Here is a 26,904-nt window from a genome sequence, read left to right as displayed (position 1 = left end):
CCGTCTGTGCCGGGCCAATGGAGGCTTTGCCGTTTCAGAGATGCACGACGGCCAGGTCCAGGCGGCCGTAGTCGGTGTCGTTATGATCGCTGCGCGGTGGAACATGGTGGGTTTTCACCACCTGGTCGCCCTGCAGGGTTTCCAAGTGGATATCGAAGCCCCACAGCCGATGCAGGTGCTTGAGCACCTCCTCGGTGGATTCGCCCAAGGGTTTGCGGTCGTGCTGCTGGTGACGCAAGGTCAGCGAGCGGTCACCCCGCACGTCGATGCTGTAGATCTGTACGTTGGGCTCGCGGTTGCCCAGGTTGTATTGCGCCGCCAAGGTCTCGCGGATAGTCCGGTAGCCGGGTTCGTCATGAATAGCGGGCACTACCAGGTCGTCCTTGAGGTCGTCATCCATGATGCTGAACAGCTTGAGGTCGCGAATCACCTGGGGAGACAGGTACTGCAGGATGAAGCTCTCGTCCTTGAAACTGCTCATGGCGAACTTGATGGTAGAGAGCCAGTCGCTGCCAGCGATTTCCGGGAACCAGCGACGGTCCTCCTCGGTGGGGTGTTCGCACATGCGCCGGATGTCCCGATACATCGCAAAGCCCAGCGCATAGGGATTGATGCCGTTGTAGTACGGGCTATCGAAACCGGGCTGGAACACCACACTGGTGTGGGAGGTGAGGAATTCCATCATGAACCCGTCGGTGACCAGGCCTTCGTCGTACAGGTCGTTCATCAGCGTGTAGTGCCAGAACGTCGCCCAGCCCTCGTTCATCACCTGGGTCTGGCGCTGGGGATAAAAGTACTGGGCGATCTTGCGCACAATGCGCACGATTTCGCGTTGCCATGGCTCCAGCAGTGGCGCATGTTTTTCCAGAAAATACAGGATGTTTTCCTGAGGTTCGGCGGGGAAGCGTGCATTGTCCTTGTCGCTGTTCTTGCCGGCGCGCTTTGGAATGGTGCGCCACAGATCGTTGATCTGTTTCTGCAAGTGTTCCTCACGTTCCTTCTGGCGCAGGCGTTCTTCTTCGGCCGAAATCGGATAGGGACGTTTGTAACGGTCAACGCCGTAGTTCATCAACGCGTGGCAGGAGTCGAGCAGGTCTTCCACCGCGTCGATGCCGTGGCGCTCCTCGCATTGCATGATGTACTGCTTGGCGAACACCAGGTAATCGATGATCGAACTGGCATCGGTCCAGGTGCGGAACAGGTAGTTGCCCTTGAAAAAGCTGTTATGCCCGTAGCATGCGTGGGCCACCACCAACGCCTGCATGCAGATGGTGTTTTCTTCCATCAGGTAAGCGATGCACGGGTCGGAGTTGATCACGATCTCGTAGGCCAGGCCCATCTGGCCGCGGGTGTAGGACTTTTCGGTGCTGAGAAAGTGTTTGCCGTAGGACCAATGGTGATAGCCCAGCGGCATACCGACGGAGGCGTAGGCGTCCATCATCTGTTCGGCGGTGATCACTTCGATCTGATTGGGGTAAGTGTCCAGGGCATAACCCGCCGCGATGCGGCTGATTTCCCGGTCATAGGCCTGGATCAGTTCAAAGGTCCACTCGGACCCGGTGGAAATAGGTTGGCGCTTATGCTCTTTTTTGGCGGTCATGACACTAACCTGCGCTGGAAGAGTTCACGGAAGACCGGATAGATATCGCCGGCCGAGACCAGTTGCTGTTGGGCGAACGTATCGGCAAAGGCTTCGCCGATGCGCTCGTATTCGAACCATAGCGCCTGGTGCTCACGGGGGGTAATTTCGACGTAGGTGTAGTACTGCACGAAAGGCATGATCTGGTTGATCAGGATGTCGCGGCAGATCGGCGAGTCATCGTTCCAGTTGTCCCCGTCGGACGCCTGGGCCGCGTAGATATTCCACTCATTGACCGGGTAGCGCTCGGCCATGATTTCCTGCATCAGCTTCAGGGCGCTGGAGACGATGGTGCCGCCGGTTTCGCGGGAATAGAAGAACTCCTCTTCGTCCACTTCCCGGGCGCTGGTGTGATGGCGGATGAACACCACCTCGATCTTGTCGTAGTTCCGCTTCAGGAACAGGTACAGCAAGATAAAGAAGCGCTTGGCGATATCCTTGGTAGCCTGGGTCATGGAGCCGGACACGTCCATCAGGCAGAACATCACGGCCTTGGAACTCGGGTTGGGCTGCTTGACCAGCAGGTTGTATTTCAAGTCAAAGGTATCGAGGAACGGCACACGATGAATGCGCGCGCTGAGCTTCTCGATTTCTGCCTCTATTTCCTGGATATCGCCGAAATTGTCCGGTTCTTCGCGCCTCAGGCGCTCCAGCTCTTCCTTGGCCTGCTTCAATTTTGCACGGCTGCTCCCCGACAGGGCGATACGCCGGGCGTGGGCTGAGCGCAGGGTGCGGATGATGTTGATACGGGACGGGTTGCCTTCGTTGCTGATACCCGCACGCACGGTTTTGAACGTGTCGGTGCCGGTCAGGTTGCGTTTGACCAGGTTGGGCAGTTCCAGGTCCTCGAACATGAACTCGAGAAATTCTTCCTGGGTGATCTGGAACACGAACTCGTCCATGCCCTCGCCGGAGTTACCGGCCTTGCCCGCGCCCTTGCCCCCACCGCCACCTTGCGGGCGCTGAATGTGGTCACCCGTGGTGAACTCCTTGTTGCCCGGATGCACCACGGTTTGCTTACCGCCCCGGCCATGGTGCAGCACGGGTTCGTCGATGTCCCGTCCGGGAATGCTGATTTGTTCGCCATGTTCCATGTCGGTGATGGAGCGGCGGCTGACGGCCTCTTCAACGGCCTTTTTGATGTGGTCACGGTAACGCCGCAGGAAACGCTGGCGGTTTACCGTGCTCTTGTTCTTGCCATTGAGGCGTCGGTCGATCACATAGCTCATGGGGAGCCCTCCGGGCAGCTTCACGTTACAAGCTTCAAGCCGCGAGCTGGAAGCTTAGGGACAAGCGGTCGACTGCCAGGTCGGATGCCTGGCAGTGGCCGCCTGTCGCTGCCTTACTGCGATTTGCGCACCCGCAGGTACCACTCGGAGAGCAGTCGTACCTGTTTGTCGGTGTAGCCGCGCTCGACCATTCGTGTGACGAAGTCGTTGTGTTTCTGCTGATCCTCCTTGCTCGCCTTGGCGTTGAAGCTGATAACCGGCAGCAGATCCTCGGTGTTGGAGAACATTTTCTTCTCGATCACCACCCGCAGCTTCTCGTAGCTGAGCCAGGTTGGGTTCTTGCCGTTGTTGTTGGCGCGGGCGCGCAGCACGAAGTTGACGATTTCGTTGCGGAAATCCTTCGGATTGCTGATGCCGGCGGGTTTCTCGATTTTCTCCAGCTCCTCGTTGAGTGCCACGCGGTTGAGGATTTCGCCGGTTTCCGGGTCGCGGTATTCCTGGTCCTGAATCCAGAAGTCGGCGTACAGCACGTAGCGGTCGAAAATGTTCTGGCCGTACTCGCTGTAGGACTCCAGGTAGGCGGTCTGGATTTCCTTGCCGATGAATTCGATGTAGCGCGGCGCCAGGTATTCCTTGAGGAAGCGCAGATAGCGCTCGCGGGTTTCGGCCTGGAATTGTTCCTGTTCGATCTGCTGCTCCAGCACGTACAGCAAATGCACCGGGTTGGCGGCGATCTCGTGAGGGTCGAAATTGAAGACCTTGGAGAGGATCTTGAACGCGAAGCGCGTCGACAGGCCGTTCATGCCTTCATCGACGCCCGCCGTGTCGCGGTATTCCTGAATCGATTTGGCCTTGGGATCGGTGTCCTTGAGGTTTTCCCCATCGTACACGCGCATTTTCGAGTAGATATTCGAGTTCTCCGGCTCCTTGAGGCGCGACAGCACGGTGAACTGGGCGAGCATCTTCAGGGTGTCGGGTGCGCAATGCGCCTTGGCCAGGGAACTGTTGAACAGCAGTTTGTCGTAGATCTTGATTTCATCGCTGACCCGCAGGCAGTAAGGCACCTTGACGATGTAGATACGGTCGATGAAGGCTTCGTTGTTCTTGTTGTTGCGGAAGGTGTGCCACTCCGATTCGTTGGAGTGAGCCAGCAGGATCCCGGTGAACGGAATCGCGCCCAGGCCTTCGGTACTGTTGTAGTTACCTTCTTGCGTGGCCGTGAGCAGTGGGTGCAGCACCTTGATCGGCGCCTTGAACATCTCCACGAATTCCATCAGGCCCTGGTTGGCCCGGCACAGCGCGCCCGAGTAGCTGTAGGCATCGGCGTCGTTCTGTGGGAATTCTTCCAGTTTGCGGATATCGACCTTGCCCACCAGTGCGGAGATGTCCTGGTTGTTCTCGTCGCCCGGTTCAGTCTTGGCGACGCCGATCTGGTTGAGGATCGACGGGTAGAGCTTGACCACGCGGAACTGGCTGATATCGCCACCGAATTCGGACAGGCGCTTGGTGGCCCAGGGCGACATGATGGTATTGAGATAGCGCCGAGGGATGCCAAAGTCTTCTTCGAGGATGGCGCCGTCTTCGGTGGCGTTGAACAGGCCCAGGGGCGACTCGAACACCGGCGAGCCCTTGATCGCGTAGAAGGGCACCTTTTCGATCAGTTGCTTGAGTTTTTCGGCCAGGGACGACTTGCCGCCGCCGACGGGGCCGAGCAGGTAGAGGATCTGTTTCTTCTCCTCCAGGCCTTGGGCAGCATGGCGGAAGTAGGAGACGATCTGGTCGATGCATTCTTCCATGCCGTGGAAGTCTTCAAAGGCCGGATAGCGGCGGATCACCTTGTTGGAGAATATTCGCGACAGCCGCGAGTTGTTGGCGGTTTCCACCAGCTGCGGCTCGCCGATTGCCAGCAGCAGGCGTTCGGCGGCAGACGCATAGGTACTGCGGTCCTGTTTGCACAGTTCGAGGTACTCTTGAAGCGTGAGTTCCTCCTCCTGTGTGGACGCGAAACGTTGTTGGAAGTGGCTAAAGATACTCATGACGTCGTCACCTCGCTCGATACGTGGAGCCGACGCCGGATCAATCAGTCGATGCTGGCAGTCATTGACGTTCGCCAATAGCTGTTTTCCCCCCAGAACACCCTGAAACGCTACCGATGACCCGCACGCCGGTGTACCGGCTCTCCCCTGATTTGGATGGCCTGCGCTTAAGGATAGTTCGGAATCGGGGAGGTCAAGGCGAGATGCGCAATTAGTTTGGCCGCGCCGTTCGTCAGAAACGGCGCAAGCCCAAGCGTCACGCGGGGTAGCGGGGTGTGAAAAAAATTATTGCGAATCGCCTGAAGATATTTCCGCAGGATAGGTCGCACGCCACAGCTCAAAGCCGCCGTCCAGGCTGTAGACGTCGGAGAAACCCTGGCTGACCAGATAGGCCGCTGCGCTCTGGCTGGAGTTGCCGTGGTAGCACGCAACGATCAGCGGCGCGTCGAGGTCGGCGGCGCGGATGAAGTCGGCGATGTTGACGTTGTCCAGATGCTGGGCGCCGGCAATGTGCGCAGCGGCATACGTAGGCTGGTCACGGATATCGACGACCACAGCGCCTTGTTCGCGCAGGGCTTGGGCTTGTTCGGGGGAATACGTTTGAATTCTGTCATGGCGGGCTCCTAGGGCTTGGCGGCGGCCGTCTGTGTATTGGTTGCGGGGGGTTCACACTGGCAGCTGATGCGCTCGCCGGTGTCGATGTTCATCAGGGTCATGGCACCACCCCACACGCAGCCGGTGTCGAGGGCGAACACGCCAGGTTCTTCGCATTTGCCTTCTAGGGCGGCCCAATGACCGAAGATGATTTTCGTGTCACGAGTTTTGCGTTCCTTGTGCGCAAACCAGGGTTTATAGCCAGGCAGCGCGGTATCGGCGCCTTCCTTGCTCTTGAGGTCCAGTCGGCCCTCGGCCGTGCAGAAGCGCATGCGCGTGAAGTAGTTGGTGATCACCCTCAGGCGGGCAACGCCGCTGAGGTCGCTGTCCCACTTCATCGGCTCGTTGCCATACATGCCGTCGAGGTAGGCGGTGTAGAGGTTGTCATCGCCCAGGGCGCTTTCGACTTCGGCTGCGCACTTGAGGGCTTTTTTCAACGTCCATTGCGGTGGGATGCCAGCATGGACCATGGCGATGTTGCGGGCCTCGTCGTAATGCATGAGCTTTTGTCGGCGCACCCATTCCAGCAACTCGGCCCGGTCCGGCGCTTCGAGGATTTCCCGCAGCGTGTCGCCTTTTTTCAGGCGCTCGATGTTGTGGCCGGCCGCGAGCAGGTGCAGGTCATGGTTGCCCAGCACGCACACCAGCGAATCACGCAGGTTATAGAGGTAGCGCAAGGTTTCCAGCGACTGCGGACCACGGTTGACCAGATCGCCGACCAGCCACAGGCGATCGGTTGCCGGGTCGAACGTGACGCGATCGAGCAGGCACTTGAGGGGCTCCAGGCAGCCTTGCAGGTCACCGACCGCATACGTTGCCATCAGTGCAGGGCTCCGGGTACGGCGAGGCGGAACGGCTTGATGATCGCGTCGAACAGCTTGCCGTCGGTAGCTTTCATTTGATAGGTGCCTTGCATGGTGCCGACTTTGGAGGTCATCACCGTGCCGCTGCTGTAGGTATGGCTGGCGCCGATGTCGATCAACGGTTGCTGGCCGACAACACCCGCGCCGCGTACTTCTTCGACCTGACCATCACCGTCGGTGATCACCCAATGGCGCGACAGCAGCTTGGCCGGCACCAGCCCGTTGTTTTTCACCGTGATGGTGTAGGCAAAGGCAAAGCGGTTGTGTTCAGGTTGGGATTGGTCCGCCAGGAAGCGGGTAACGACGCTGACGTCGATCTGGTAGCGAGGATCGGACATGCAAGAGGCCTTAAAAGCAGATGCGCAGGACAGCTGATGCGGGCCAGTCTAGGCCAAGAGGTGGGCACTAGGCCAGATATGTGATCCAAATGTGGGAGGGGGCTTGCTCCCGATAGCGGTGTGTCAGTTGAAATTTATCCACTGATACTCCCCTATCGGGAGCAAGCCCCCTCCCACATTGGATCGCGTTGAACCTTACCCTTCTGTCGGAGCAGGCTGAATCGCCAGCTGGTCGGCCAGGCGCACGAACGCGGCCAGGTCCAGTTGCTCGGGGCGCAGGCTGCCGTCGACGCCGGCCGCTTCGATTTCGGCGTTGCTCAACAGGGCCTTGAGCGTGTTGCGCAGGGTCTTGCGGCGTTGGTTGAACGCTTCACGCACGACGCGCTCAAGCAATTTGTGGTCCTTGGCCGGGTGCGGCAGCACGGCATGGGGCACCAGGCGCACGATGGCCGAGTCGACCTTCGGCGGCGGGTTGAATGCGCCCGGGCCGACGTTGAACAGATGTTCCACGCGGCAATGGTACTGGACCATGATCGACAGGCGACCCCAATCACCGCCACCCGGCCCGGCGGCCAAGCGCTCCACCACTTCTTTTTGCAGCATGAAGTGCATGTCGCGGATGATCCCGGCGTTGTTCAGCAGGTGGAAAATCAGCGGGGTGGAGATGTTGTATGGCAGGTTACCGACCACACGCAGGCTGCTGGGCGCAGCATTGAGCGTATTGAAGTCGAACTTCAGCGCATCGCCCTGATGCAGATTGAAGTTGGGCTTGTCGGCAAACTGCTGGTTGAGAATCGGGATCAGGTCCTTGTCCAGCTCAACCACGTCCAGTTGGCCGCCGCTGGCCAGCAGGCCCTGGGTCAATGCGCCCTGGCCTGGGCCAATTTCCAGCAGGCGGTCTTCGGGCTTGGCGTGGATGGAGCGCAGGATACGGTCAATTACGCCAGCGTCGTGCAGGAAGTTTTGCCCGAAGCGCTTGCGCGCCCGGTGTTGGTAATGCTCAGTCATATACGGGTCTCGGCCATCTGATAGGCGGTTTCCAGGGCCACGTGCAGGCTGCCGGTATCGATCTTGCCGCTGCCTGCCAGGTCCAGGGCAGTGCCATGGTCGACGGAGGTGCGGATGATCGGCAGGCCCAGTGTCACGTTGACTGCGGCGCCGAAGCCTTTGTATTTCAGCACGGGCAGCCCCTGGTCATGGTACATCGCCAGCACTGCGTCGCAGTGCTCCAGATATTTGGGGGTAAACAGAGTGTCGGCAGGCAATGGGCCACGCAGGTCCATGCCTTCTTGGCGCAGACGCTCTAATGTCGGTTCAATGATGTCGATTTCTTCACGGCCCAAATGCCCGCCTTCACCGGCGTGGGGGTTGAGCCCGCAGACCAGGATACGCGGTTGGGCAATGCCGAATTTGTGTTGCAGGTCGGCGTGCAGGATGCGTGTGACGCGTTCTATGCGCTCGGCGGTGATGGCGTCGGCGATGTCGCGCAGCGGCAGGTGCGTGGTGACCAGCGCGACGCGAAGACCCCGGGTGGCCAGCATCATCACGACTTGTTCGGTGTGTGTGAGTTCAGCCAGGAATTCGGTATGGCCGGAAAAGGCGATACCGGATTCGTTGATCACGCCTTTATGGACGGGCGCGGTGATCATGCCGGCGAAGTCGCCGTCGATGCAGCCTTGGCCGGCGCGGGTCAGGGTTTCCAGCACGAAGGCCGCATTGGCCTTGTCCAGTTGCCCGGCGATGACCTTGGCTTGCAGGGGCGTGTCCCACACATACAGGCTGCCCGCCGACGCCGGCAGGTCGGGCCAGTTGCCCGGTGCGACGCTCAGCAGGTTGACAGCCACACCCAGTTGCGCGGCCCGCTCAAGGAGCAGGTCGCGGCTGGTAATGGCAATCAGGGGGTATGGCTGGGGTTGCGAGGCGAGCAGCAGGCACAGGTCTGGACCAATGCCGGCCGGCTCGCCGGGTGTTACCGCGAAACGCTGGGGTTTCACTGGGTTGCCTGGTCGGTGCCTGTTTGCTCGGCGCCTGGCAGCTTGTTTTCTACGTAGGCTTCGTCACGGATCTGACGCAACCAGGTTTGCAGCTCTTCGTCGTACTTGCGGTTACGCAGTACGGTCAGGGCTTGCTGTTCGCGGGCCTGGTTGGTGTTGTCGGTGGCGCGACGGCCAAGGACTTCCAGCACATGCCAGCCGTATTGGGTCTTGAACGGCTTGGAGAGTACGCCTTGCGGAGTATCGGCCATCACCTGCTGGAACTCGGGCACCAGGGCTTTCGGGTCGATCCAGTTCAGGTCGCCGCCGTTGAGGGCAGAACCCGGGTCTTCCGAAAAGCTCTTGGCCAGGGTGGCGAAGTCTTCACCGCTTTCGATGCGGTCATAGATCTTCTGGGCCAGTTCCTTGGTTTGTGCCTCGGTACGGATTTCGCTTGGTTTGACCAGAATGTGACGAACGTGTACTTCGTCTTTCAGCGAGGTCTCGCCGCCGCGCTTGGCCAGCAGCTTGAGGATGATGAAACCGCCCGGGGTACGTGCCGGTTGGGTAATGTCACCCACGTTCATCGCACTCAGCTCGCGGTCGAACGGCGGTGGTAGTTGAGCGGCTTTACGCCAGCCCATGTCACCACCGTCGAGCGCGTTGTCGCTGCCGGACTGGGCAATCGCCATCTGGGCGAAATCAGCGCCGGCCTTGAGGCGATCATAGATAGCCTGGGTTTTGGCTGCGGCCGCATTGAGCTGCTCGGCATTGGCGCTGTCGGGTGTTGGGATGAGGATATTGGCCAGGTGCAGCTCTTCGGAAAGCTGCATCTTGCCCAGGTCCGAGGCCAGGAAGTTTTTCACTTCCTGCTCCGACACCTGCACCCGTTCGGCTACGCGACGCTGGCGTACACGGCTGATGATCATTTCACGCTTGATCTGGTCACGTGCGTCCTCATAGGACAGGCCGTCGTGGGCCAGGGCCGCGCGGAACTGATCGATGCTCATATTGTTGCGTTGAGCGATGGTGCCGACGGCCTGATTCAGCTCTTCGTCGGAAATACGAATGCCGGAGCGCTCGCCGATCTGCAGTTGCAGGTTTTCCACGATCAGGCGTTCCAGCACCTGGGGCTCCAGGACGCTGGTCGGCGGCACACCACCGCCACGCTTGGCGATGGTTTGCTGAACTTCCTTGACCCGTTGGTCCAGTTGGCTCTGCATGATCACGTCGTTATCGACGATGGCTGCGACTTTATCCAGCTGTTGCACCGCGGCATGCGCCGAGGCGGCACCCAGGAACAGCGCGCCCAGCACGAGCGGGCGCAAGCACTCAGAAAGCTTTGTCTTCACGTTCACGATAACCTTCAATGCCTTTGTCGAGGAAGCTCTCTACCTTGGCGCCGGTCAGGCCGCCGAGTCCTTTGAGGACAATCTGGAAGAAGAGCCCGTGGTCACCCTTTTCGTTCTGAGGGGCGATCTGCGTGTATTCGTCGTTGGAAACCCAGTAACGGTTGATGACACGAAGCTTCCAGCAGCAGTTGTCGTATTCGAAGCCACCGAAGGCTTCAAGCGTACGGTTGCGGGCATAGTCATACTGCCAGCGAGTGATCAGGTTCCACTGCGGAATGATCGGCCACATCATCGAGAAGTCGTGTTGCTGGATTTTGTAGTAATCCTTCACGAAGTTCGGATCACCTTCCTGGCCGAAGTCGCCACCAAACTGCCATTTGCCGGTCAGCTGGTTGTAGACAACCTGGTCATTGCGATAGCGGTAGCCGAGGTTAACGACCTTGTTCGGGTTGTCTTCCGGCTGGTAGTGGAACATCGCGCTGCCGGAACGAGGGCTATGGCTTTCGGTGTCCCAGTTGTAATCGGCCGTGGCGCGCCAGTCGCGGTTGAAGCGGAACTCGTATTCCAGCGCAATTGGCGAAACGTTCGAGTGCGCGTCATCACGCGTTTTGGCGTCGATGCCTGGCAATTGAACTTCACGATCCTTGAAGTACACCGCCTGGCCAATGGAAGCACGTTGGCGTTCGAAACCATTTTCTTCGATCCAGCGGCTGGTAAGGCCAAAGGACAGTTTGTTTTCGTCACCGATGCGGTCGGAGCCGCTGAAGCGGTTATCACGGAACAGCGAAGAGTAGCTGAACGAGTTTTCGCTGGTATCGAAAACAGGGATCTCGGTTTGGTCTTTATTCGGTACGTAAAGGTAGAACGCACGAGGTTCGAGGGTCTGGTTGTAGTCCTTGCCGAACCAATTGGTTTTACGGTCGAAGTACAGGCCGCCGTCGACACTCGCGATAGGGACGGCGCGATCTTGCGAACTCTCAAATGGCTGGCCAGCCGGCAATTGCGACTTGCCAGTACTATCAAGATCAAGATCGTACTTGGTGTAAACGTACTTCAACTTCGGCGTCAAGAAGCCGTAAGACCAGTTCATCGGATACGAAACAGCCGGCGCCAGGTTCAGGCGCGTCCCGTTTGCACGGGTCAGGCCGGTAACGTTGGTATCGAGTCGACGCGTGACCAGTCCGTTTTCATCGGTAAAGTTACCGTTCTCCAGATCCCGATCAAAGCGAACGGCTTCAGTTTCATAGCTGAAGTCCAGGCCACCCGGATGAAATGGTAATTGGCCATTCAGGGTGAGCTGCGGCAACCGATCATAGGGTGTGATCTGAGTGATCGTCGCCAATTGATAGGACTGGACATTCAAGCGGGCCTGATAAGAGTCGCCTCGATACGTCAGGGAACCCTGCTGGTTCAGAGCATCCTGGCTTTCAACGCCTTCCTCATACGACCTCAAATCCTGGAAGTAGTAAGGATCGCTGATCCGGGTGTAATCCACCTGCGACGTCAGACGCGAATCCAACCCACCCTTATGCTGCCAATTGAGCATATAGCGGGTTTTTTCGTAATCGGTCTGGTTCTTTCGCTCGTCGTTGTCGTCGTTGAGGTACGCCCCACCAAACTGCCCTTCGCTGGACTTGGTGAGGTAGCGGAATTCGCCTTCCATCAACATGCCGCGCTTGGTCATGTATTGCGGGTACAACGTGGCGTCGTAGTTCGGTGCCAGGTTGAAGTAGTACGGCGTCACCAGCGTAAAGCCAGTTTCACTGCCGGTGCTGAAGCTCGGCGGCAGGAAGCCGGACTGACGACGGTCGTCAATCGGGAAATAGATGTAAGGGGTGTACAGGATCGGGATGTTCTTGACCCGCAACGTCGCGTTGGTGGCCGTACCGAAACCGGTGGCCGGGTTCAACGTGATGTTGTTGCCCTTGAGCTGCCAGGCGTTGCTGTCCGGCTCGCAGGTGGTGTACGTACCGTCCTTGAGACGGATGATCGCGTTCTCGGCACGCTTGGCGTAGAGCGCGTTACCGCGGATACGCGACTTGTGCATCACGTATTCGGCGTTGTCGATCTGGGCGGCGCCGGTATCGAGCTGGACCTGGGCATGGTCGCCCACGATCAGCGCGCCGTTGTCGCGCAGGCGCACGTTGCCGTTCAGCTCGCCACGGTTCTCGGCCTGATACAGGCTGGCTTCCTCGGATTCGAGCTGCATGCTGCCCTGGCGCATGACGACGTCACCGGCCAGTGTCGCGACCTGCTGTTCCTGCTCGTAACGAGAGGCCTTGGCACCGATGAAGGTCGGCGCATCGCTCTTGTCCGTCTTGTCGTTCATGCCAGGACGAGTCGGCTCGATGTAGGCGCCGCCGCAGTAAGGGCCGGTTTCGGCCAGCTGCGCTGCGGTCAGCTTCTCGCGAGGCACCCAGTCCAGGTGGCTGTAGTCTTTGCTGCGCGAACGCAGCCCACGGCCCTTGGCTTCGGTGACCAGCATGGTCTTGGGCTCGGCGTCGACGCTGCCGCCAGCCTCGCCTTGCGGCGTGCTGTTGGCCGAGCTGACGGCAGAGCCGTCATGCACCGGGCGCGGTGGCAATGGGGCGGCGGCGGTTTTCGGCGCGCAGTCCCAGGCACCCGAAGCAGAGACTGAGCAGTCATACTGTTCCGCGGCGACCACGAATGAGGTGGCGAAGGGTTGCAAGGCCAGCAGACTGCCGGTTACCAGCAACGGAAATTTTCTACGAAACGCGGGGGATTTCAATGCCATCTTATTAGTCCGGGCTTCCTGCGTGCCATCTGCCCGCGGTTTGGGCCGCACGCCTCTCGATGGTCTGAAAAAGATGCGTGATAATAAAGCATGCCCCGCTTGACGGCTAGCGCCGTCGGAGACCCTTGTAATGCCCGAGCACGATCTACGTTTACAACAGCTGGAAGTCTGGCTGGATGAGCAGTTGCCGATCCTCTTCAACGCCCAGGACTGGGGCGCCGTACCCCCGGCCACATTGACTGCGGCCAGCAGCGACGCGAGTTTCAGGCGTTACTTCCGCTGGGAGGGTGGGGCGTATACATTCGTCGTGATGGATGCGCCACCGCCTCAGGAAAACTGCAAACCTTTCGTCGATATCGCGCATTTGCTCGCGAAATCGGGAATTAACGTGCCAAAAATTTATGCGGAAGATTTGCCGCGTGGCTTTCTTTTGCTCAATGACCTGGGCCGAAACACCTACCTGGACGTGATTGACGAACAAAACGCCGATCAATTGTTTGCCGACGCCATCGATGCGTTGCTGGCGTTCCAGCAGTTGCCGATGGACGCGCCGTTGCCCAGCTATGACGTGGCGTTGCTGCGCCGCGAGCTCGAATTGTTTCCTGAATGGTACATACGCCGGCACTTGGGTATCGAGCTGGATGCTCAGCAACAGGCCCTCTGGCAGCGCGCCAGCGAACAGCTGATCGACAGCGCCCTGGCGCAGCCCAAAGTGCTGGTACACCGCGACTATATGCCGCGCAACCTGATGATCAGCGAGCCCAGCCCCGGCGTGCTGGATTTCCAGGACGCGGTCTACGGCCCGGTGACCTACGACATTACCTGCCTGTTCAAGGACGCCTTCCTCAGTTGGCCCCAGGCTCGCGTGCGGGAGTGGCAGCGTGGCTATTGGGAGCGCGCCGGGCAGTTGGGGATCCCCGTGCAGGCCGAGTTTGAAGAATTCCTGCGCGCCAGCGACCTGATGGGCGTGCAGCGTCACCTCAAGGTCATCGGTATCTTCTCGCGGATTTGCCACCGTGATGGCAAGCCACGCTACCTGGCGGATGTGCCGCGCTTCTTTGCCTATATAGAAGCGGTGCTCGCCGACCGACCGGAGTTGAGTGACCTGGGCGAGCTGCTCGCCAGCCTGCGCCAACCGGCCGAGGCCTGCGTATGAAAGCGATGATCCTGGCGGCCGGCAAGGGTGAGCGCATGCGCCCGCTGACGCTGCATACGCCCAAGCCGCTGGTGCAGGCGGGCGGCAAGCGGCTGATCGAATATCACCTTGAAGCGCTGGCCAAGGCCGGCTTCACCGAGATCGTGATCAACCATGCCTGGCTCGGCGAACAGATCGAAAGCTACTTGGGCGACGGTGCCCAATTCGGCCTGCGTATCCGCTATTCGGCCGAAGGCGAGCCGCTGGAAACCGGCGGTGGGATCTTCAAGGCGTTGTCGTTGCTGGGGGATGCGCCGTTTCTGGTGGTCAACGGTGATATCTGGACCGACTACGACTTCAGCCAGTTGAAGCGACCGCTCCAAGGCCTGGCTCACCTGGTGATGGTCGACAACCCGGCGCATCACCCCTCCGGTGGCGACTTCTACTTGAACGACGGGTTGCTTCATGATGCGGCGCCCGGTGCCGATAACCTGACCTTCAGTGGCATTTCCGTGCTCGACCCCCAGTTGTTCGCGGGCTGCAGTGCGGGTGCCTTCAAGCTGGCGCCGCTGTTGCGGGCGGCGATGGACAAAGGTCTGGTAACGGGTGAACACATGAAGGGACGCTGGGTTGATGTCGGAACGCTTGAGCGTCTGGCGCAGGTCGAAACCTTGCTGACAGCGAGGCCGTAGGATGTTGTGGCCAGGGACGCTGATCGGCGCCGGGGCTGGCTTTGCGATTGCCAGTATTCCGGGGGCTTTGTTGGGTGCATTGCTGGGACAGGCGCTGGACCGGCGCCTGCAGTTGCACAGCTGGGCGCAGTTGCGCGAACGTCTTGGCGGGCGCCCCGCGTTGCGCAACGACGAGTTGCTGTTCGTGCTGCTGGGGCGCCTGGCCAAAAGTAACGGCCGGATCGTGGACGGGCATATCCAGCAGGCGCGCCAGGAAATGCGCGCACTGGAGATGACCGAGTCGGCCCAGCGCCGAGCCATCCTGGCGTTTAACCGTGGCAAGTCCGGCAGCGACCGGGTGCGCAGTTATCTGCGCGTGCTCAAGGCACAACCCCATGCCGCCGAGGGCGTTTTACGGGCCTGCTGGCGCATGGCCTGGGCGGACGGCCGGGCGGATGATGCCGAGCGCGACCTGATCGAGCTGTGGGGTAAATGGCTGGGCTGGACGCCGCAACAGGTCCGGGCCCTGGCGTCCGATTACGCGCCGGCGCGCAAGCCATTGGTCAATCGTAGCGGGGCTTATCAGGACGCGTTGCGGCTTCTGGGGGTGACTGCCACCGCCGAGCCTTCGGTGATCAAGCGGGCCTATCGCCGCCTGCTCAGCCGCCACCACCCAGACAAGATCGCCGGCAGTGGCGCCAGCCCCGCGCAGGTGCGCGAGGCGACCGAGCGAACCCGTGAGCTGCATAACGCCTATGCGTTGATTCGCGAGCGGCGCGACTTTCGCTGAGGCGATTGCCCTGACACCGATCCAATGTGGGAGGGGGCTTGCTCCCGATAGCGGTGTATCAGTATCAAATGTACTGACTGACACACTGCTATCGGGAGCAAGCCCCCTCCCACATTGTTTCGTGGCATTGGCGGACACTGTGTTCAGCCTTTGCTGGCCTGCGGGCTCAACCAGCCGCGAACGCGCCGGTACAGCTGTTCTTGCTCGGCGGCGCTGTTGCCGGGCAACGCCTTGAGCTGCACCTGCTTGTAGCCCTCATTTTTGCCGCGTTTGGCCGCCTGGCTACGGGCCAAAGCGTTTTTGCCGTCCTGGGCGCCGTCTTGATAGAACACATCCGCCGTAGGCAGTTTCAACGCTGGCGCCAATTGCTGCAGGTCCGGTTGACGCGCGGCGGGTGTCTTTCCGGCCACCATCACCAGCTTCTGCACCTGGGCAGGCTGTTTCTCGCTCAGATAACGCGCGGCCCACCATGCGCCGGTGCCATGACCGAGCAATACCACACTGCGGGCGCCCTGGGTCTGGGCGAACGCGACGGCGGCGTCGATCCGGTCGAAGATGCGTTTGGCATCGGTCTTGTCCTGTTCATCCGCGCCCGGTACCACCGCCGGGTCAGTGCCTTCGGCTTCTGCGCTGGCGGCCTGTTCGACCGGCTTGGCGACCGTGCTGCCGTCTTTGCTGCTGGTGTCGACCGCCGCTTTGGGCGGTTCGATGACGCGTGGCGGCAAGGTGTCCAGATTGACGTCCGGCAATGACAGGCTGAGGGTGCCCCAGGCAGCGTTCGGCAATTTACTGCGCAGCGGACCGATTGCTTGCGGCCAATCCGCATTTTCGCCGGCGCCTGGCACGATAATCACCACGCCCTGGGGTTCGGCGCTGTTGGCGGGCTTCCACAGGGCCAGGAACGTATCGCTGCCGGCCTGCAATTGTTGTTGTTCCTGTTGCGCGACCTGGCGTTCGAGGGCGCTGGCTTCTGCCTGGCTGCGCTCGACCAAGGGCTGGCGCTCGACGGGTGTTTCGGCGGCGGGCGCTGGCGCGTCGGCGGCCTGGACAGAAAAGGCGCTGGTAAATAGCAGCGACAGGCACAATGCTGGCAGTGCCGAACGGTTTCGAGGTGGCATCGTTAAATCCCGGCCAGAAATGATTCCAGCAGCCTAATGGGTTGATCAGTATTTGTCAGTGATGTGAGACGTGGATCATGGGTTTTCGCTTCCTGCTGGTTATCGGCTGTCTGTGGGTTGCCTTGATGGCGAACGCCGCGCCGGCACCTGCCACACCCCAGGCGCAACTGAATGCGCAGCAGCGCGAATGGCTGGCGCTGCACCCGCAATTGCGCGTGGGCTTGGTACTGCAGGCGCCTTACGCACAATACGACCGACGGCTGCAGCGCTTGTCCGGGGCCAATGTCGAGTTGATGCAGTGGCTGGCCAAGGCGTTGGGCATTGAGCTGACCTGGCGTAACTTTCCTGATCTGGAGCAGTTGGAAGCTGCCGTGCGTGACGGCGAGGTGGATATCGCTCCCGGCCTGCAGCAAACCCCGGCCGGCCTGCGCCTGTGGTTGTTCAGCGACCCGTATATGCGGGTGCCTCAGCATATCGTCGGTATTCGCGAAGGCGGCGGCGCGGTGGAGCTGGAAAAACTCGACGCACACTCGCGCATCGCCGTGCGCATGCCCAGCGCCGTGGCCGATTACCTGCGCAGTACGTATCCCAACCTCAACCTGCAAGGCGTGCCCATGGAACGCCAGGCCCTGCAGTTACTGGTGAGCCAGCAGGCGCGCTATGCGGTGGTGGATGAGGCGCAACTGAGCCGGTTGGCCGGCGAGGCGGAGTTTGCCGGGCTGGCGGTGGTCGGCGATATCGGCCTGCCGCAGTTGCTGCGGGTGGCCACGCGGCATGAATGGCCGGAACTGGCGAGCATCATGCAAAGTGCCTTGCGGGCGATACCCGCCCGCGACCTCGACCAGTTGCACAACCGCTGGCTGCAACCCCAGTACCCGCGTTTTTCCGAATCAATGGGCTTGTGGAAAAACCTCAGCGTGTTGCTGGGCCTGTTGCTGCTCGCCAGCCTTGCGGCGGTGCTCTGGCAGCGCCGCCAGCAGCGCAGCCTGGAGCACGCCCTGCTGGCGGCGCGGGAGGAAAGCGCAGCGCGTGCCGCCGGTGCCGAAGCGTTGCGGCTGACGCAGTTTTCCATCGATCAAAGTACGGTCGGCATCCTGTGGGTCAATTGGGACAGCCATGTGCGTTACGCCAACCGCGCCGCCGAAAGCATGCTCGGCTATGGCCCTGGCGCGTTGATCGAACGGCCGCTGATCGATCTTGACCCGGCCTTGAGCATGGACCGCTGGCTCAACCTGTGGAAGCGCGCGCGTGCCAGCGAGGACGGCGCCCAGACCTTCGCCACCGATTGCCTGCGCGCCGACGGCAGCATCCTGCCCGCCGATGTGTCCCTGAGCTTTCTGCGCTTTGCCGAGGGCGAGTACCTGGTGGTTTACCTGACGGACGTCACCGAGCGCCGCCGTTACGTGGCCGCCTTGCTGCAAAGCGAGGCGCAGTTGCGCGAATTGTCCGCCCACCTGGAAACGGTGCGCGAAGAAGAAAAGGCGCGTATCGCCCGCGAGGTTCACGACGAACTCGGGCAGATGCTCACCGTGCTCAAGCTGGAAACCTCAATGTGTGAGTTGGCCTATGCGCAGCTCGACCCGGGCCTCAACGAGCGCTTGAACAGCATGAAGCGCCTGATCGCCCAGCTCTTCCAACTGGTGCGGGATGTGGCAACCGCGCTGCGCCCGCCGATTCTCGACGCCGGCATTGCTTCGGCCATCGAATGGCAGGCGCGACGTTTCGAAGCGCGCACGCAGATTCCCTGCCTGGTCAAAGTCCCGGAAAACGTGCCGGTGCTGAGCGATGCCAAGGCCATCGGCCTGTTTCGCATTCTGCAGGAGGCCTTGACCAATGTGATGCGCCATGCCCAGGCGCATACTGTAGAACTCACGCTGGAGATGGACGGCCCAGACCTGCGGCTGACTATCAGCGATGACGGTATCGGCTTCGTGCAGGCCCAAGGGCGGCCGGTATCGTTCGGCCTGGTCGGCATGCGTGAGCGGGTGCTGATCATGGGCGGGCAGTTGTCCCTGGTCAGTGAGCTGGGGGAGGGCACCACCCTGAGCGTCACGGTGCCGTTGAATGCATGACACTAAAAGGAAATTCCCGTGATCCGCGTACTGGTAGCCGAAGACCACACCATTGTTCGTGAAGGCATCAAGCAATTGATCGGCCTGGCCAAAGACCTGCTGGTTGTGGGTGAAGCGAGCAATGGCGAGCAGTTGCTGGAGACTTTGCGACATGTGCCCTGCGAAGTGGTGTTGCTGGATATCTCCATGCCCGGCGTGAATGGCCTGGAAGCCATCGCGCGCATTCGTGCGCTGAATAACCCGCCGGCCATCCTGGTGCTGTCCATGCACGATGAAGCGCAGATGGCCGCTCGTGCCCTCAAGGTTGGCGCGGCCGGCTATGCCACCAAGGACAGCGACCCGGCGCTGTTGCTGATGGCGATTCGCAAGGTCGCGGCAGGCGGGCGTTATATCGACCCGGACCTGGCCGACCGCATGGTCTTCGAAGTCGGCCTGACGGACTCACGCCCCTTGCACTCGTTGCTGTCGGAGCGCGAGTTCTCGGTGTTCGAACGCCTGGCCCAGGGCGCCAACGTGAATGACATCGCCGTGCAACTGGCCCTGAGCAGCAAAACCATCAGCACCCACAAGGCACGCTTGATGCAAAAGCTCCATATCACCTCCCTGGCCGAGCTGGTGAAATACGCCATGGAACACAAGCTGCTGTAGCGGCGTATCCATTAACGACACCGCGCAAGCGCCGCCCAGCGAAGGCTTGTCGCTGCACTGTCCCATGCCCGCCATGTGTGTAGGGCGATCCCTACCCCGAACCTTCCATCCGGCTGATGCGATTCTCTCCTGGCCCCGATTTCCGGGGCCTTGCGCCTGGACTACGCTGGTGTCACAGCAGTCCAAAACACAAAGGTGCGGGTATGAGCGAGGTGGATTCAAATGATGTGCTGGTCAGCTTTCGTGGCGTGCAGAAAAGCTACGATGGCGAAAACCTGATCGTCAAAGACCTCAACCTGGAGATTCGCAAGGGCGAGTTCCTCACCTTGCTCGGGCCGTCCGGTTCGGGCAAGACCACCAGCCTGATGATGCTGGCCGGTTTTGAAACGCCCACTGCTGGCGAAATCCAGCTGGCCGGTCGCTCGATCAATAACGTGCCGCCGCACAAGCGCGACATCGGCATGGTATTCCAGAACTACGCCTTGTTTCCGCACATGACCGTGGCGGAGAACCTGGCGTTTCCCCTGTCCGTACGTGGCTTGAGCAAGACCGACATCAGCGAGCGGGTCAAGCGCGTGCTGAGCATGGTGCAGCTCGACGCCTTTGCCCAGCGCTACCCCGCGCAACTGTCCGGGGGCCAGCAACAGCGGGTGGCTCTGGCCCGCGCATTGGTGTTCGAGCCGCAACTGGTGCTGATGGACGAACCCCTCGGCGCCCTCGACAAGCAACTGCGCGAACACATGCAGATGGAAATCAAGCACCTGCACCAGCGCCTCGGCGTCACCGTGGTGTATGTGACCCACGACCAGGGCGAAGCCTTGACCATGTCCGACCGCGTGGCGGTGTTCCACCAGGGCGAAATTCAGCAGATCGCCGCGCCGCGCGTCCTGTATGAAGAACCGAAAAACACCTTTGTGGCCAACTTCATCGGCGAAAACAACCGCCTCAATGGCCGTCTGCACAGCCACACCGGCGAGCGCTGCGTGGTGGAGCTGGCGCGCGGCGAGAAGGTGGAGGCGCTGGCGGTGAACGTCGGCCAGATCGGCGGCCCGGTGACCCTGTCGGTGCGCCCGGAGCGCGTCAGCCTCAATGGGGCGAGTGACAATTGCATCAACCGTTTTTCCGGGCGGGTGGCGGAGTTCATCTACCTGGGCGACCACGTGCGTTTGCGCCTGGAAGTCTGCGGCAAGACCGATTTTTTCGTGAAACAACCGATCGCCGAGCTGGACCCGGCCCTGGCGGTCGGCGACGTAGTACCGATTGGCTGGCAAGTCGAGCACGTTCGCGCACTCGACCCACTTCTAGAGGCGAACTGATCGCCCCCTGGCTTCACCAACCCTGCACGTGGAGAGCACAACAATGTTGAGATCCCTTAAGTTTTCCGTCCTGGCTATCGGCCTGATGGGCGCGACACAGGCCATGGCAGGCCCGGACCTGACCGTCGTATCGTTTGGCGGCGCCAACAAGGCGGCCCAGGTCAAGGCCTTCTATGCACCGTGGGAAAGCGCGGGCAACGGCAAGATCATCGCCGGTGAATACAACGGTGAGATGGCCAAGGTCAAAGCCATGGTCGACACCAAGAGCGTGTCCTGGGACCTGGTGGAAGTGGAGTCGCCTGAGCTTTCCCGTGGGTGCGACGAAGACATGTTCGAGCCCCTGGACCCGAAACTGTTCGGCAACACGGCAGACTACGTCAAAGGCGCGATCCAGCCCTGCGGCGTAGGCTTCTTCGTATGGTCGACGGTGCTGGCCTATAACGCCGACAAACTGGCGTCCGCACCCGCCGGCTGGGCGGATTTCTGGGACACCAAGAAATTCCCGGGCAAGCGTGGCCTGCGCAAAGGCGCCAAGTACACCCTGGAATTCGCCTTGATGGCCGACGGCGTCGCGCCTAAGGACGTCTACAAAGTGCTGGCCGGCAAAGATGGCCAGGACCGTGCGTTCAAGAAACTCGACGAACTCAAAGCCTCGATCCAATGGTGGGAGGCCGGTGCGCAACCGCCGCAGTACCTCGCTTCGGGCGACGTGGTGATGAGCTCGGCCTATAACGGCCGCATCGCCGCCGTGCAGAAAGAAAGCAACCTGAAAGTGGTGTGGAACGGCGGCATCTATGACTTCGATGCCTGGGCCATTCCAAAGGGTCTGGCCAAGGACCGCGCCGAAGCGGCGAAGAAATTCATCGCCTTCTCGGTGCAGCCGCAGCAGCAGAAGACCTACTCCGAAAACATCGCCTACGGCCCGGCCAACACCCAGGCCGTACCGTTGCTGGCCAAGGACGTGCTGAAGGACATGCCGACCACCCCGGAAAACATCGCCAACCAGGTGCAGATCGATGTGAGCTTCTGGGCCGATAACGGCGAGCAGCTCGAGCAGCGCTTCAATTCCTGGGCAGCCAAGTAACCCATGTGGGAGGGGGCAAGCCTTGAGGCTTTTTGTAGGAGCGAGGCGGGCGGCTAGCCCTTGCTCGCGAAGAACTCAGGGCCCCGCGTTTATTCAGAATGAACGCGTTGCCTGGGCGTTTTTCGCGAGCAAGCTCGCTCCTACACTGGCATTAGGGCAAGCCCCCTCCCACAAGGGATCTGCATTTATCTTCAAGATCCGGAGTTCAGCCATGGCCCTCGCCATTCCCACCCTCAAGCAGCGCCTGGCTCGTGCCGAGCGGCTCAATCGCTGGAAAGCCCAGGCCTTGATTGCGCCATTGGTGCTGTTTTTGCTGCTGGTGTTCCTGGTGCCCATTGTTGCGTTGCTCTACAAGAGCGTCGGCAACCCGGAAGTGGTGGGCGGCTTGCCGCGTACGGTGGTGGCGGTGACGGCTTGGGATGGCCGTGGCTTGCCCGGCGAGCCGGTGTACCAGGCGCTCAGTGAAGACCTGGCTCAAGCGCGCAAAAACCAGACCCTGGGCGATCTGTCCAAACGCTTGAACATGGAACTGGCCGGCTATCGCAGCCTGCTCACCAAAACCGCGCGGGCGCTGCCGTTTACCGACGCGCCGGCCTCTTATAAAGCCGCGCTGGAAACCCTCGACGAACGTTGGGGCGACCCGGCGTACTGGCAGGCGATCCGGCGCAATACCAGCAGCCTGACGCCTTACTACCTGCTGGCGGCCGTCGATCACCGTATCGACGACTTGGGCGAAATCGCTCCGGCCACCCCCGACCAGGCCATCTACCTGGATATCTTCGCCCGAACGTTCTGGATGGGCCTGGTGATCACGGTCATCTGCCTGCTGCTGGCCTATCCCCTGGCTTACCTGCTGGCCAACCTGCCGGCGCGCAAAAGCAACCTGCTGATGATCCTGGTACTGCTGCCATTCTGGACCTCGATCCTGGTGCGGGTGGCGGCGTGGATCGTATTGCTGCAATCCGGCGGCCTGATCAACAGCGCCCTGATGGGCCTGGGCCTGATCGATGCGCCGCTGGAGCTGGTGTTCAACCGTACCGGTGTGTACATCTCCATGGTGCATATCCTGCTGCCGTTCATGATTCTGCCGATCTACAGCGTGATGAAAGGCATCTCGCCGACGTACATGCGGGCGGCGATTTCCCTGGGCTGCCATCCGTTCGCCAGCTTCTGGCGCGTGTACTTCCCGCAAACCTACGCCGGCGTCGGCGCCGGTTGCCTGTTGGTGTTCATCCTGGCAATTGGTTACTACATCACCCCGGCGTTGCTGGGCAGCCCGAACGACCAGATGGTCAGCTACTTCGTGGCCTTCTACACCAACACCAGCATCAACTGGGGCATGGCCACGGCGTTGGGTGGCTTGCTGCTGCTGGCGACGGTGTTGCTGTACCTGATCTACAACCGGCTGGTGGGCGCCAGTCGCCTGCGCCTGAGCTGAGGAGACCTTGCGATGCTGAGCCCTTATATGTCACCGGTGGAGCGGCTGTGGTTCTACAGCCTGCGGATTCTGTGTGGCCTGATCCTGCTGTTCCTGATTCTGCCGGTGCTGGTGATCATCCCGCTGTCGTTCAACAGCGGCAGTTTCCTGGTGTACCCGTTGCAGGGCTTCTCGCTGCAGTGGTACCAGGACTTCTTCGCGTCGGCCGAATGGATGCGCGCCCTGAAGAACAGCATCATCGTCGCCCCGGCGGCCACGGTGCTGGCGATGGTGTTCGGCACGCTGGCGGCGATTGGCCTGACCCGTGGCAATTTCCCCGGCAAAGCCTTGGTGATGGCCCTGGTGATTTCGCCGATGGTGGTGCCGGTGGTGATCATTGGCGTGGCCAGTTACCTGTTCTTCGCCCCGCTGGGCCTGGGCAACAGCTTTTTCTCGCTGATCGTGGTGCATGCGGTACTGGGCGTGCCGTTTGTCATCATCACCGTGTCGGCGACCTTGCAAGGGTTCAACCACAATCTGGTGCGGGCGGCGGCTAGCCTGGGCGCATCACCGTTGACCGCGTTTCGCCGGGTGACCTTGCCGTTGATTGCGCCGGGGGTGATTTCCGGGGCGTTGTTCGCCTTCGCCACTTCGTTCGATGAGGTGGTGGTGACGCTGTTCCTCGCCGGGCCGGAGCAAGCCACATTGCCCAGGCAGATGTTCAGCGGCATCCGTGAAAACCTCAGCCCGACGATTGCGGCGGCGGCGACGTTGCTGATCGGGTTCTCGGTGGTGCTGTTACTGACCCTGGAATGGCTGCGCGGCCGTAGCGAGAAGCTGCGCACCGCCCAGGTCTAAAGCCCGGTACAGATTAAAATGTGGGAGGGGGCTTGCTCCCGATAGCATTCTTTCAGTTGATGAATAAGTCGACTGACAACATGCTATCGGGGGCAAGCCCCCTCCCACAGTGGATTTGTATTGGCTCGGAAATCACTATTCGGATCCTGAATAGCAGACAACCTGTTTCGGTCAGCTATTCTTGTGCCAGCCCATCACCGACAAGAGGCCGCGCACATGAGTACTTCCTCATTCAAGATCGCCCACAAACTGCTGACCGGCGCTGGCGCCATTGAGCAACTCGGCGCCGAGTTGACGCGCCTGGATGTGGATAACCCGCTGATCGTCACCGATGCCGCGCTGGTCAAGTCCGGCACCGTCGCGCTGGCACTCGAACATCTGGGCGGGCGCACTTATGAAATTTTCGACCGCGTGCTGCCCGACCCGGAAATCGCCATTGTCGAAGATTGCATGCAGGCCTACCGCGATGGCGGGCACGACGGGTTGATCGGCGTGGGCGGCGGCAGTGCCATCGACATCGCCAAGAGCGTGGCCGCATACGCCGGTTACCACGGCGCCCTGGCGGATTTGTTCGGCGTCGACCAGGTGCCGCGCAAGGGCCCGCCGCTGATCGCGATTCCCACTACCGCCGGCACCGGCTCCGAGGTGACCAATGTGGCGATTCTTTCCGACAAGGTCGCCCAGCTGAAAAAAGGCATCGTCAGCGACTACCTGTTGCCGGATGTCGCGCTGATCAGCCCGCAAATGACCCTGACCTGTCCACGCAGCGTCACTGCCGCCAGTGGCGTCGACGCGCTGGTGCATGCCATTGAATCCTACCTGTCGCTGAACGCCTCGCCGATCACCGATGCCCTGGCGATCGGCGCGATCAAGCTGATTGCTGGCGCCTTGCCCAAGGTTTATGCCAACCCGGCCAACCTGCAGGCCCGTGACGATATGGCCACCGCCAGCCTGATGGCCGGCATGGCCTTTGGCAACGCGGGCGTCGGCGCGGTGCATGCGCTGGCGTATCCGTTGGGCGGCCGTTTCAATATCGCCCACGGCGTGAGCAACGCACTGTTGCTGCCCTATGTGATGCACTGGAACAAGCTGGCCTGTGTCGAGCGGATGCGCGACATCGCCCAGGCCATGGGGGTAAATGTCAGCGGGTTGAGCGTGAATGATGCCGCCGACCAGGCCGTCGAGGCGATGACGCGACTGTGCGCCGCCGTCGAGATCCCGTCGGGCCTGCGCAGTTTCGGCGTGCCGGAGGAGGCTATCCCGGCGATGGCCACTGAAGCGGCGGGTATTGAACGCCTGATGCGCAACAATCCACGCCAGCTCAGTGCGGCCGATATCGAGAAAATCTACCGGGCTGCGTACTAGCCGTTGAGTTAGGTCACGGTGCGCGGGGCAAAGCATGAGGTATACAATGCGCGCCATCGTGATTTAGCTCAAAAAAGGTGCGTCATGCAGCCCTTCGTCATTGCTCCATCGATTCTCTCCGCCGACTTCGCCCGCCTGGGCGAAGAAGTGGACAAGGTATTGGCCGCCGGTGCCGACTTCGTGCACTTCGACGTCATGGACAACCACTACGTGCCCAACCTGACCATCGGCCCGATGGTGTGCGCTGCGCTGCGCAAATACGGGATTACCGCGCCGATCGACGCGCACCTGATGGTCAGCCCGGTGGACCGCATCGTCGGTGACTTCATCGACGCCGGCGCGACCTACATCACCTTCCACCCGGAAGCCACGCTGCACGTCGACCGCACCCTGCAGTTGATCCGCGAAGGCGGCTGCAAGGCCGGCCTGGTGTTCAACCCGGCCACGCCGCTGAGTGTGCTGGAGTACGTGATGGACAAGGTCGACATGGTCCTGCTGATGAGCGTCAACCCAGGCTTTGGCGGGCAGAAGTTCATCCCCGGCACCCTGAACAAACTGCGCGAGGCGCGGGCGCTGATCGATGCGTCGGGCCGGGACATCCGTCTGGAAATCGACGGCGGGGTCAATGTGAACAATATCCGTGAAATCGCTGCGGCGGGCGCCGACACCTTCGTGGCCGGCTCGGCGATCTTCAATGCGCCGGATTATCAGGAAGTGATCGCCAAGATGCATGCCGAACTGGCGCTGGCGCGTCCATGAGCGGCTTTGAGCAGTTGTTCCCCGGCAAATTGCCACGGCTGGTGATGTTCGATCTGGACGGTACCTTGATCGACTCGGTGCCTGACCTTGCGGCGGCGGTGGACCAGATGCTGCTCAAACTGGGGCGCAAGCCTGTGGGGATCGAGGCGGTGCGTGAATGGGTCGGCAACGGCGCGCCGATGCTGGTGCGGCGGGCGCTGGCAGGCCATATCGACGCCACCGGTGTGGATGAGGTGGAAGCCGAACAGGCCCTGCAATTGTTCAATGCCGCCTATGAAAGCAGCCACGAACGGACGGTGGTGTATCCCGGCGTGCGTGACACCCTCAAGTGGCTGAGCAAGCAGGGCGTGGAAATGGCCCTGATCACCAACAAGCCGGAGCGCTTCGTCGCACCGCTGTTGGACCAGATGAAAATCGGCCGATATTTTCGCTGGATCATCGGCGGCGATACCCTGCCGCAGAAAAAGCCTGACCCGGCGGCACTGTTTTTCGTGATGAAAATGGCGAATATTCCGGCGTCCCAATCGTTGTTCGTCGGCGACTCGCGCAGTGATGTCTTGGCGGCAAAAGCGGCGGGGGTGCAGTGCGTGGCCTTGAGTTACGGCTACAACCATGGCCGGCCGATTGCAGAAGAATCGCCAGCGCTGGTCATCGATGACCTGCGCCTGTTAATCCCCGGTTGCTTGGGCGCGGGCGCTGAGATAACGTTGCCCGACATCGACCCGTCCCCTACTGGAAATGCCATCGTGGTGGTCACTCGCAAACTCTGGATGAAAGTCATCAAGGCCCTGGCCCGCTGGCGTTGGCGCGCCTGACTGATCCCCGCCGCGCT

Annotated in this window: 22 protein-coding genes and 1 pseudogene; 12 read left to right on the top strand and 11 right to left on the bottom strand. The window is 61.0% G+C overall.

Features of this window, described 5'->3' with window-relative positions; all coding sequences use genetic code 11:
• Nucleotides 1–34: 34 nt before the first annotated feature.
• The 10 genes and pseudogenes from C4J87_RS23360 to C4J87_RS23315 all read right to left on the bottom strand — a co-directional run bounded on the left by C4J87_RS23360 (nucleotide 35) and on the right by C4J87_RS23315 (nucleotide 12,839).
• Nucleotides 35–1,600: a SpoVR family protein gene (locus C4J87_RS23360; protein WP_124364655.1), complete on the bottom strand. Its 1,566-nt coding sequence runs from the start codon at nucleotides 1,598–1,600 to the stop codon at nucleotides 35–37.
• Nucleotides 1,597–2,868, bottom strand: coding sequence for a YeaH/YhbH family protein (locus C4J87_RS23355; RefSeq protein ID WP_124368561.1), 1,272 nt, complete (start codon nucleotides 2,866–2,868; stop codon nucleotides 1,597–1,599). The genes C4J87_RS23360 and C4J87_RS23355 overlap by 4 nt, the downstream gene beginning before the upstream one ends.
• A gap of 113 nt (nucleotides 2,869–2,981) precedes the next feature.
• Nucleotides 2,982–4,904 (bottom strand): PrkA family serine protein kinase, encoded by a 1,923-nt coding sequence (locus C4J87_RS23350; RefSeq protein ID WP_124368560.1) that lies wholly within the window; start codon nucleotides 4,902–4,904, stop codon nucleotides 2,982–2,984.
• Nucleotides 4,905–5,189: 285 nt separating this feature from the next.
• Nucleotides 5,190–5,518, bottom strand: a pseudogene (glpE, locus tag C4J87_RS23345) (thiosulfate sulfurtransferase GlpE).
• A gap of 9 nt (nucleotides 5,519–5,527) precedes the next feature.
• The gene (locus tag C4J87_RS23340; protein ID WP_124368559.1) at nucleotides 5,528–6,379 is read right to left on the bottom strand and encodes a symmetrical bis(5'-nucleosyl)-tetraphosphatase; all 852 of its coding nucleotides are present in this window, start codon (nucleotides 6,377–6,379) and stop codon (nucleotides 5,528–5,530) included.
• On the bottom strand, nucleotides 6,379–6,759 hold the full coding sequence (gene apaG / locus C4J87_RS23335; RefSeq protein ID WP_124364650.1) for a Co2+/Mg2+ efflux protein ApaG: 381 nt from the start codon (nucleotides 6,757–6,759) through the stop codon (nucleotides 6,379–6,381). Before apaG ends, C4J87_RS23340 begins: the two co-directional genes overlap by 1 nt.
• 195 nt (nucleotides 6,760–6,954) lie before the next feature.
• The gene (gene rsmA / locus C4J87_RS23330) at nucleotides 6,955–7,767 is read right to left on the bottom strand and encodes a 16S rRNA (adenine(1518)-N(6)/adenine(1519)-N(6))-dimethyltransferase RsmA (RefSeq protein WP_124368558.1); all 813 of its coding nucleotides are present in this window, start codon (nucleotides 7,765–7,767) and stop codon (nucleotides 6,955–6,957) included.
• Nucleotides 7,764–8,753, bottom strand: a complete 990-nt coding sequence (pdxA, locus tag C4J87_RS23325) for a 4-hydroxythreonine-4-phosphate dehydrogenase PdxA (RefSeq protein WP_124368557.1) — start codon at nucleotides 8,751–8,753, stop codon at nucleotides 7,764–7,766. Before pdxA ends, rsmA begins: the two co-directional genes overlap by 4 nt.
• On the bottom strand, nucleotides 8,750–10,084 hold the full coding sequence (locus C4J87_RS23320) for a peptidylprolyl isomerase (protein WP_124365212.1): 1,335 nt from the start codon (nucleotides 10,082–10,084) through the stop codon (nucleotides 8,750–8,752). The genes pdxA and C4J87_RS23320 overlap by 4 nt, the downstream gene beginning before the upstream one ends.
• On the bottom strand, nucleotides 10,065–12,839 hold the full coding sequence (locus tag C4J87_RS23315) for an LPS-assembly protein LptD (protein ID WP_124368556.1): 2,775 nt from the start codon (nucleotides 12,837–12,839) through the stop codon (nucleotides 10,065–10,067). The genes C4J87_RS23320 and C4J87_RS23315 overlap by 20 nt, the downstream gene beginning before the upstream one ends.
• A gap of 130 nt (nucleotides 12,840–12,969) precedes the next feature.
• On the opposite strand from C4J87_RS23315, the gene C4J87_RS23310 reads away from it, so the two are divergent.
• Genes C4J87_RS23310 through C4J87_RS23300 form a run of 3 tightly spaced genes read left to right on the top strand, consistent with a single transcriptional unit; the run spans nucleotide 12,970 to nucleotide 15,435 of the window.
• A complete protein-coding gene (locus C4J87_RS23310) occupies nucleotides 12,970–13,995 on the top strand; it encodes an aminoglycoside phosphotransferase family protein (RefSeq protein ID WP_124368555.1) in 1,026 nt (341 codons plus the stop codon).
• Nucleotides 13,992–14,666 carry an N-acetylmuramate alpha-1-phosphate uridylyltransferase MurU gene (murU, locus tag C4J87_RS23305; protein ID WP_124368554.1) on the top strand — a complete coding sequence of 225 codons (675 nt, stop codon included), beginning with the start codon at nucleotides 13,992–13,994 and terminating at the stop codon, nucleotides 14,664–14,666. Before C4J87_RS23310 ends, murU begins: the two co-directional genes overlap by 4 nt.
• A gap of 1 nt (nucleotide 14,667) precedes the next feature.
• Nucleotides 14,668–15,435, top strand: coding sequence for a TerB family tellurite resistance protein (locus C4J87_RS23300; RefSeq protein ID WP_124368553.1), 768 nt, complete (start codon nucleotides 14,668–14,670; stop codon nucleotides 15,433–15,435).
• 143 nt (nucleotides 15,436–15,578) lie between these two features.
• Here C4J87_RS23300 and C4J87_RS23295 read toward each other — a convergent pair whose 3' ends face one another.
• On the bottom strand, nucleotides 15,579–16,553 hold the full coding sequence (locus tag C4J87_RS23295; protein ID WP_124368552.1) for an alpha/beta hydrolase family protein: 975 nt from the start codon (nucleotides 16,551–16,553) through the stop codon (nucleotides 15,579–15,581).
• 77 nt (nucleotides 16,554–16,630) lie between these two features.
• Between C4J87_RS23295 and C4J87_RS23290 the strand changes: the two genes are divergently transcribed.
• The 9 genes from C4J87_RS23290 (at nucleotide 16,631) to C4J87_RS23250 (ending at nucleotide 26,887) form a co-directional block, all read left to right on the top strand.
• Nucleotides 16,631–18,625, top strand: a complete 1,995-nt coding sequence (locus C4J87_RS23290) for a histidine kinase (protein ID WP_124368551.1) — start codon at nucleotides 16,631–16,633, stop codon at nucleotides 18,623–18,625.
• An 18-nt stretch (nucleotides 18,626–18,643) separates the two neighbouring features.
• Nucleotides 18,644–19,273: a response regulator transcription factor gene (locus tag C4J87_RS23285; RefSeq protein WP_124368550.1), complete on the top strand. Its 630-nt coding sequence runs from the start codon at nucleotides 18,644–18,646 to the stop codon at nucleotides 19,271–19,273.
• A gap of 203 nt (nucleotides 19,274–19,476) precedes the next feature.
• The gene (locus C4J87_RS23280; protein ID WP_124368549.1) at nucleotides 19,477–20,589 is read left to right on the top strand and encodes an ABC transporter ATP-binding protein; all 1,113 of its coding nucleotides are present in this window, start codon (nucleotides 19,477–19,479) and stop codon (nucleotides 20,587–20,589) included.
• Nucleotides 20,590–20,632: 43 nt separating this feature from the next.
• Nucleotides 20,633–21,673, top strand: a complete 1,041-nt coding sequence (locus C4J87_RS23275; RefSeq protein ID WP_124368548.1) for an ABC transporter substrate-binding protein — start codon at nucleotides 20,633–20,635, stop codon at nucleotides 21,671–21,673.
• Between the two features lie 211 nt (nucleotides 21,674–21,884).
• Nucleotides 21,885–23,111 carry an ABC transporter permease gene (locus C4J87_RS23270; RefSeq protein WP_124368547.1) on the top strand — a complete coding sequence of 409 codons (1,227 nt, stop codon included), beginning with the start codon at nucleotides 21,885–21,887 and terminating at the stop codon, nucleotides 23,109–23,111.
• A gap of 12 nt (nucleotides 23,112–23,123) precedes the next feature.
• Complete coding sequence (locus C4J87_RS23265) at nucleotides 23,124–23,948, top strand: ABC transporter permease (protein WP_124364637.1); 825 nt, start codon at nucleotides 23,124–23,126, stop codon at nucleotides 23,946–23,948.
• 216 nt (nucleotides 23,949–24,164) lie between these two features.
• On the top strand, nucleotides 24,165–25,313 hold the full coding sequence (locus C4J87_RS23260; protein ID WP_124368546.1) for an iron-containing alcohol dehydrogenase: 1,149 nt from the start codon (nucleotides 24,165–24,167) through the stop codon (nucleotides 25,311–25,313).
• Between the two features lie 84 nt (nucleotides 25,314–25,397).
• Complete coding sequence (gene rpe, locus C4J87_RS23255; RefSeq protein WP_065937054.1) at nucleotides 25,398–26,072, top strand: ribulose-phosphate 3-epimerase; 675 nt, start codon at nucleotides 25,398–25,400, stop codon at nucleotides 26,070–26,072.
• Entirely contained in the window at nucleotides 26,069–26,887 is an 819-nt protein-coding gene (locus C4J87_RS23250) for a phosphoglycolate phosphatase (protein WP_124368545.1), read from the top strand. The genes rpe and C4J87_RS23250 overlap by 4 nt, the downstream gene beginning before the upstream one ends.
• The last annotated feature ends 17 nt before the right edge of the window (nucleotides 26,888–26,904 follow it).

The organism is Pseudomonas sp. R1-43-08 (assembly GCF_003852255.1).
Taxonomy (GTDB): Bacteria; Pseudomonadota; Gammaproteobacteria; order Pseudomonadales; family Pseudomonadaceae; genus Aquipseudomonas.
This window is presented reverse-complemented; position numbering and strand designations above follow the sequence as displayed.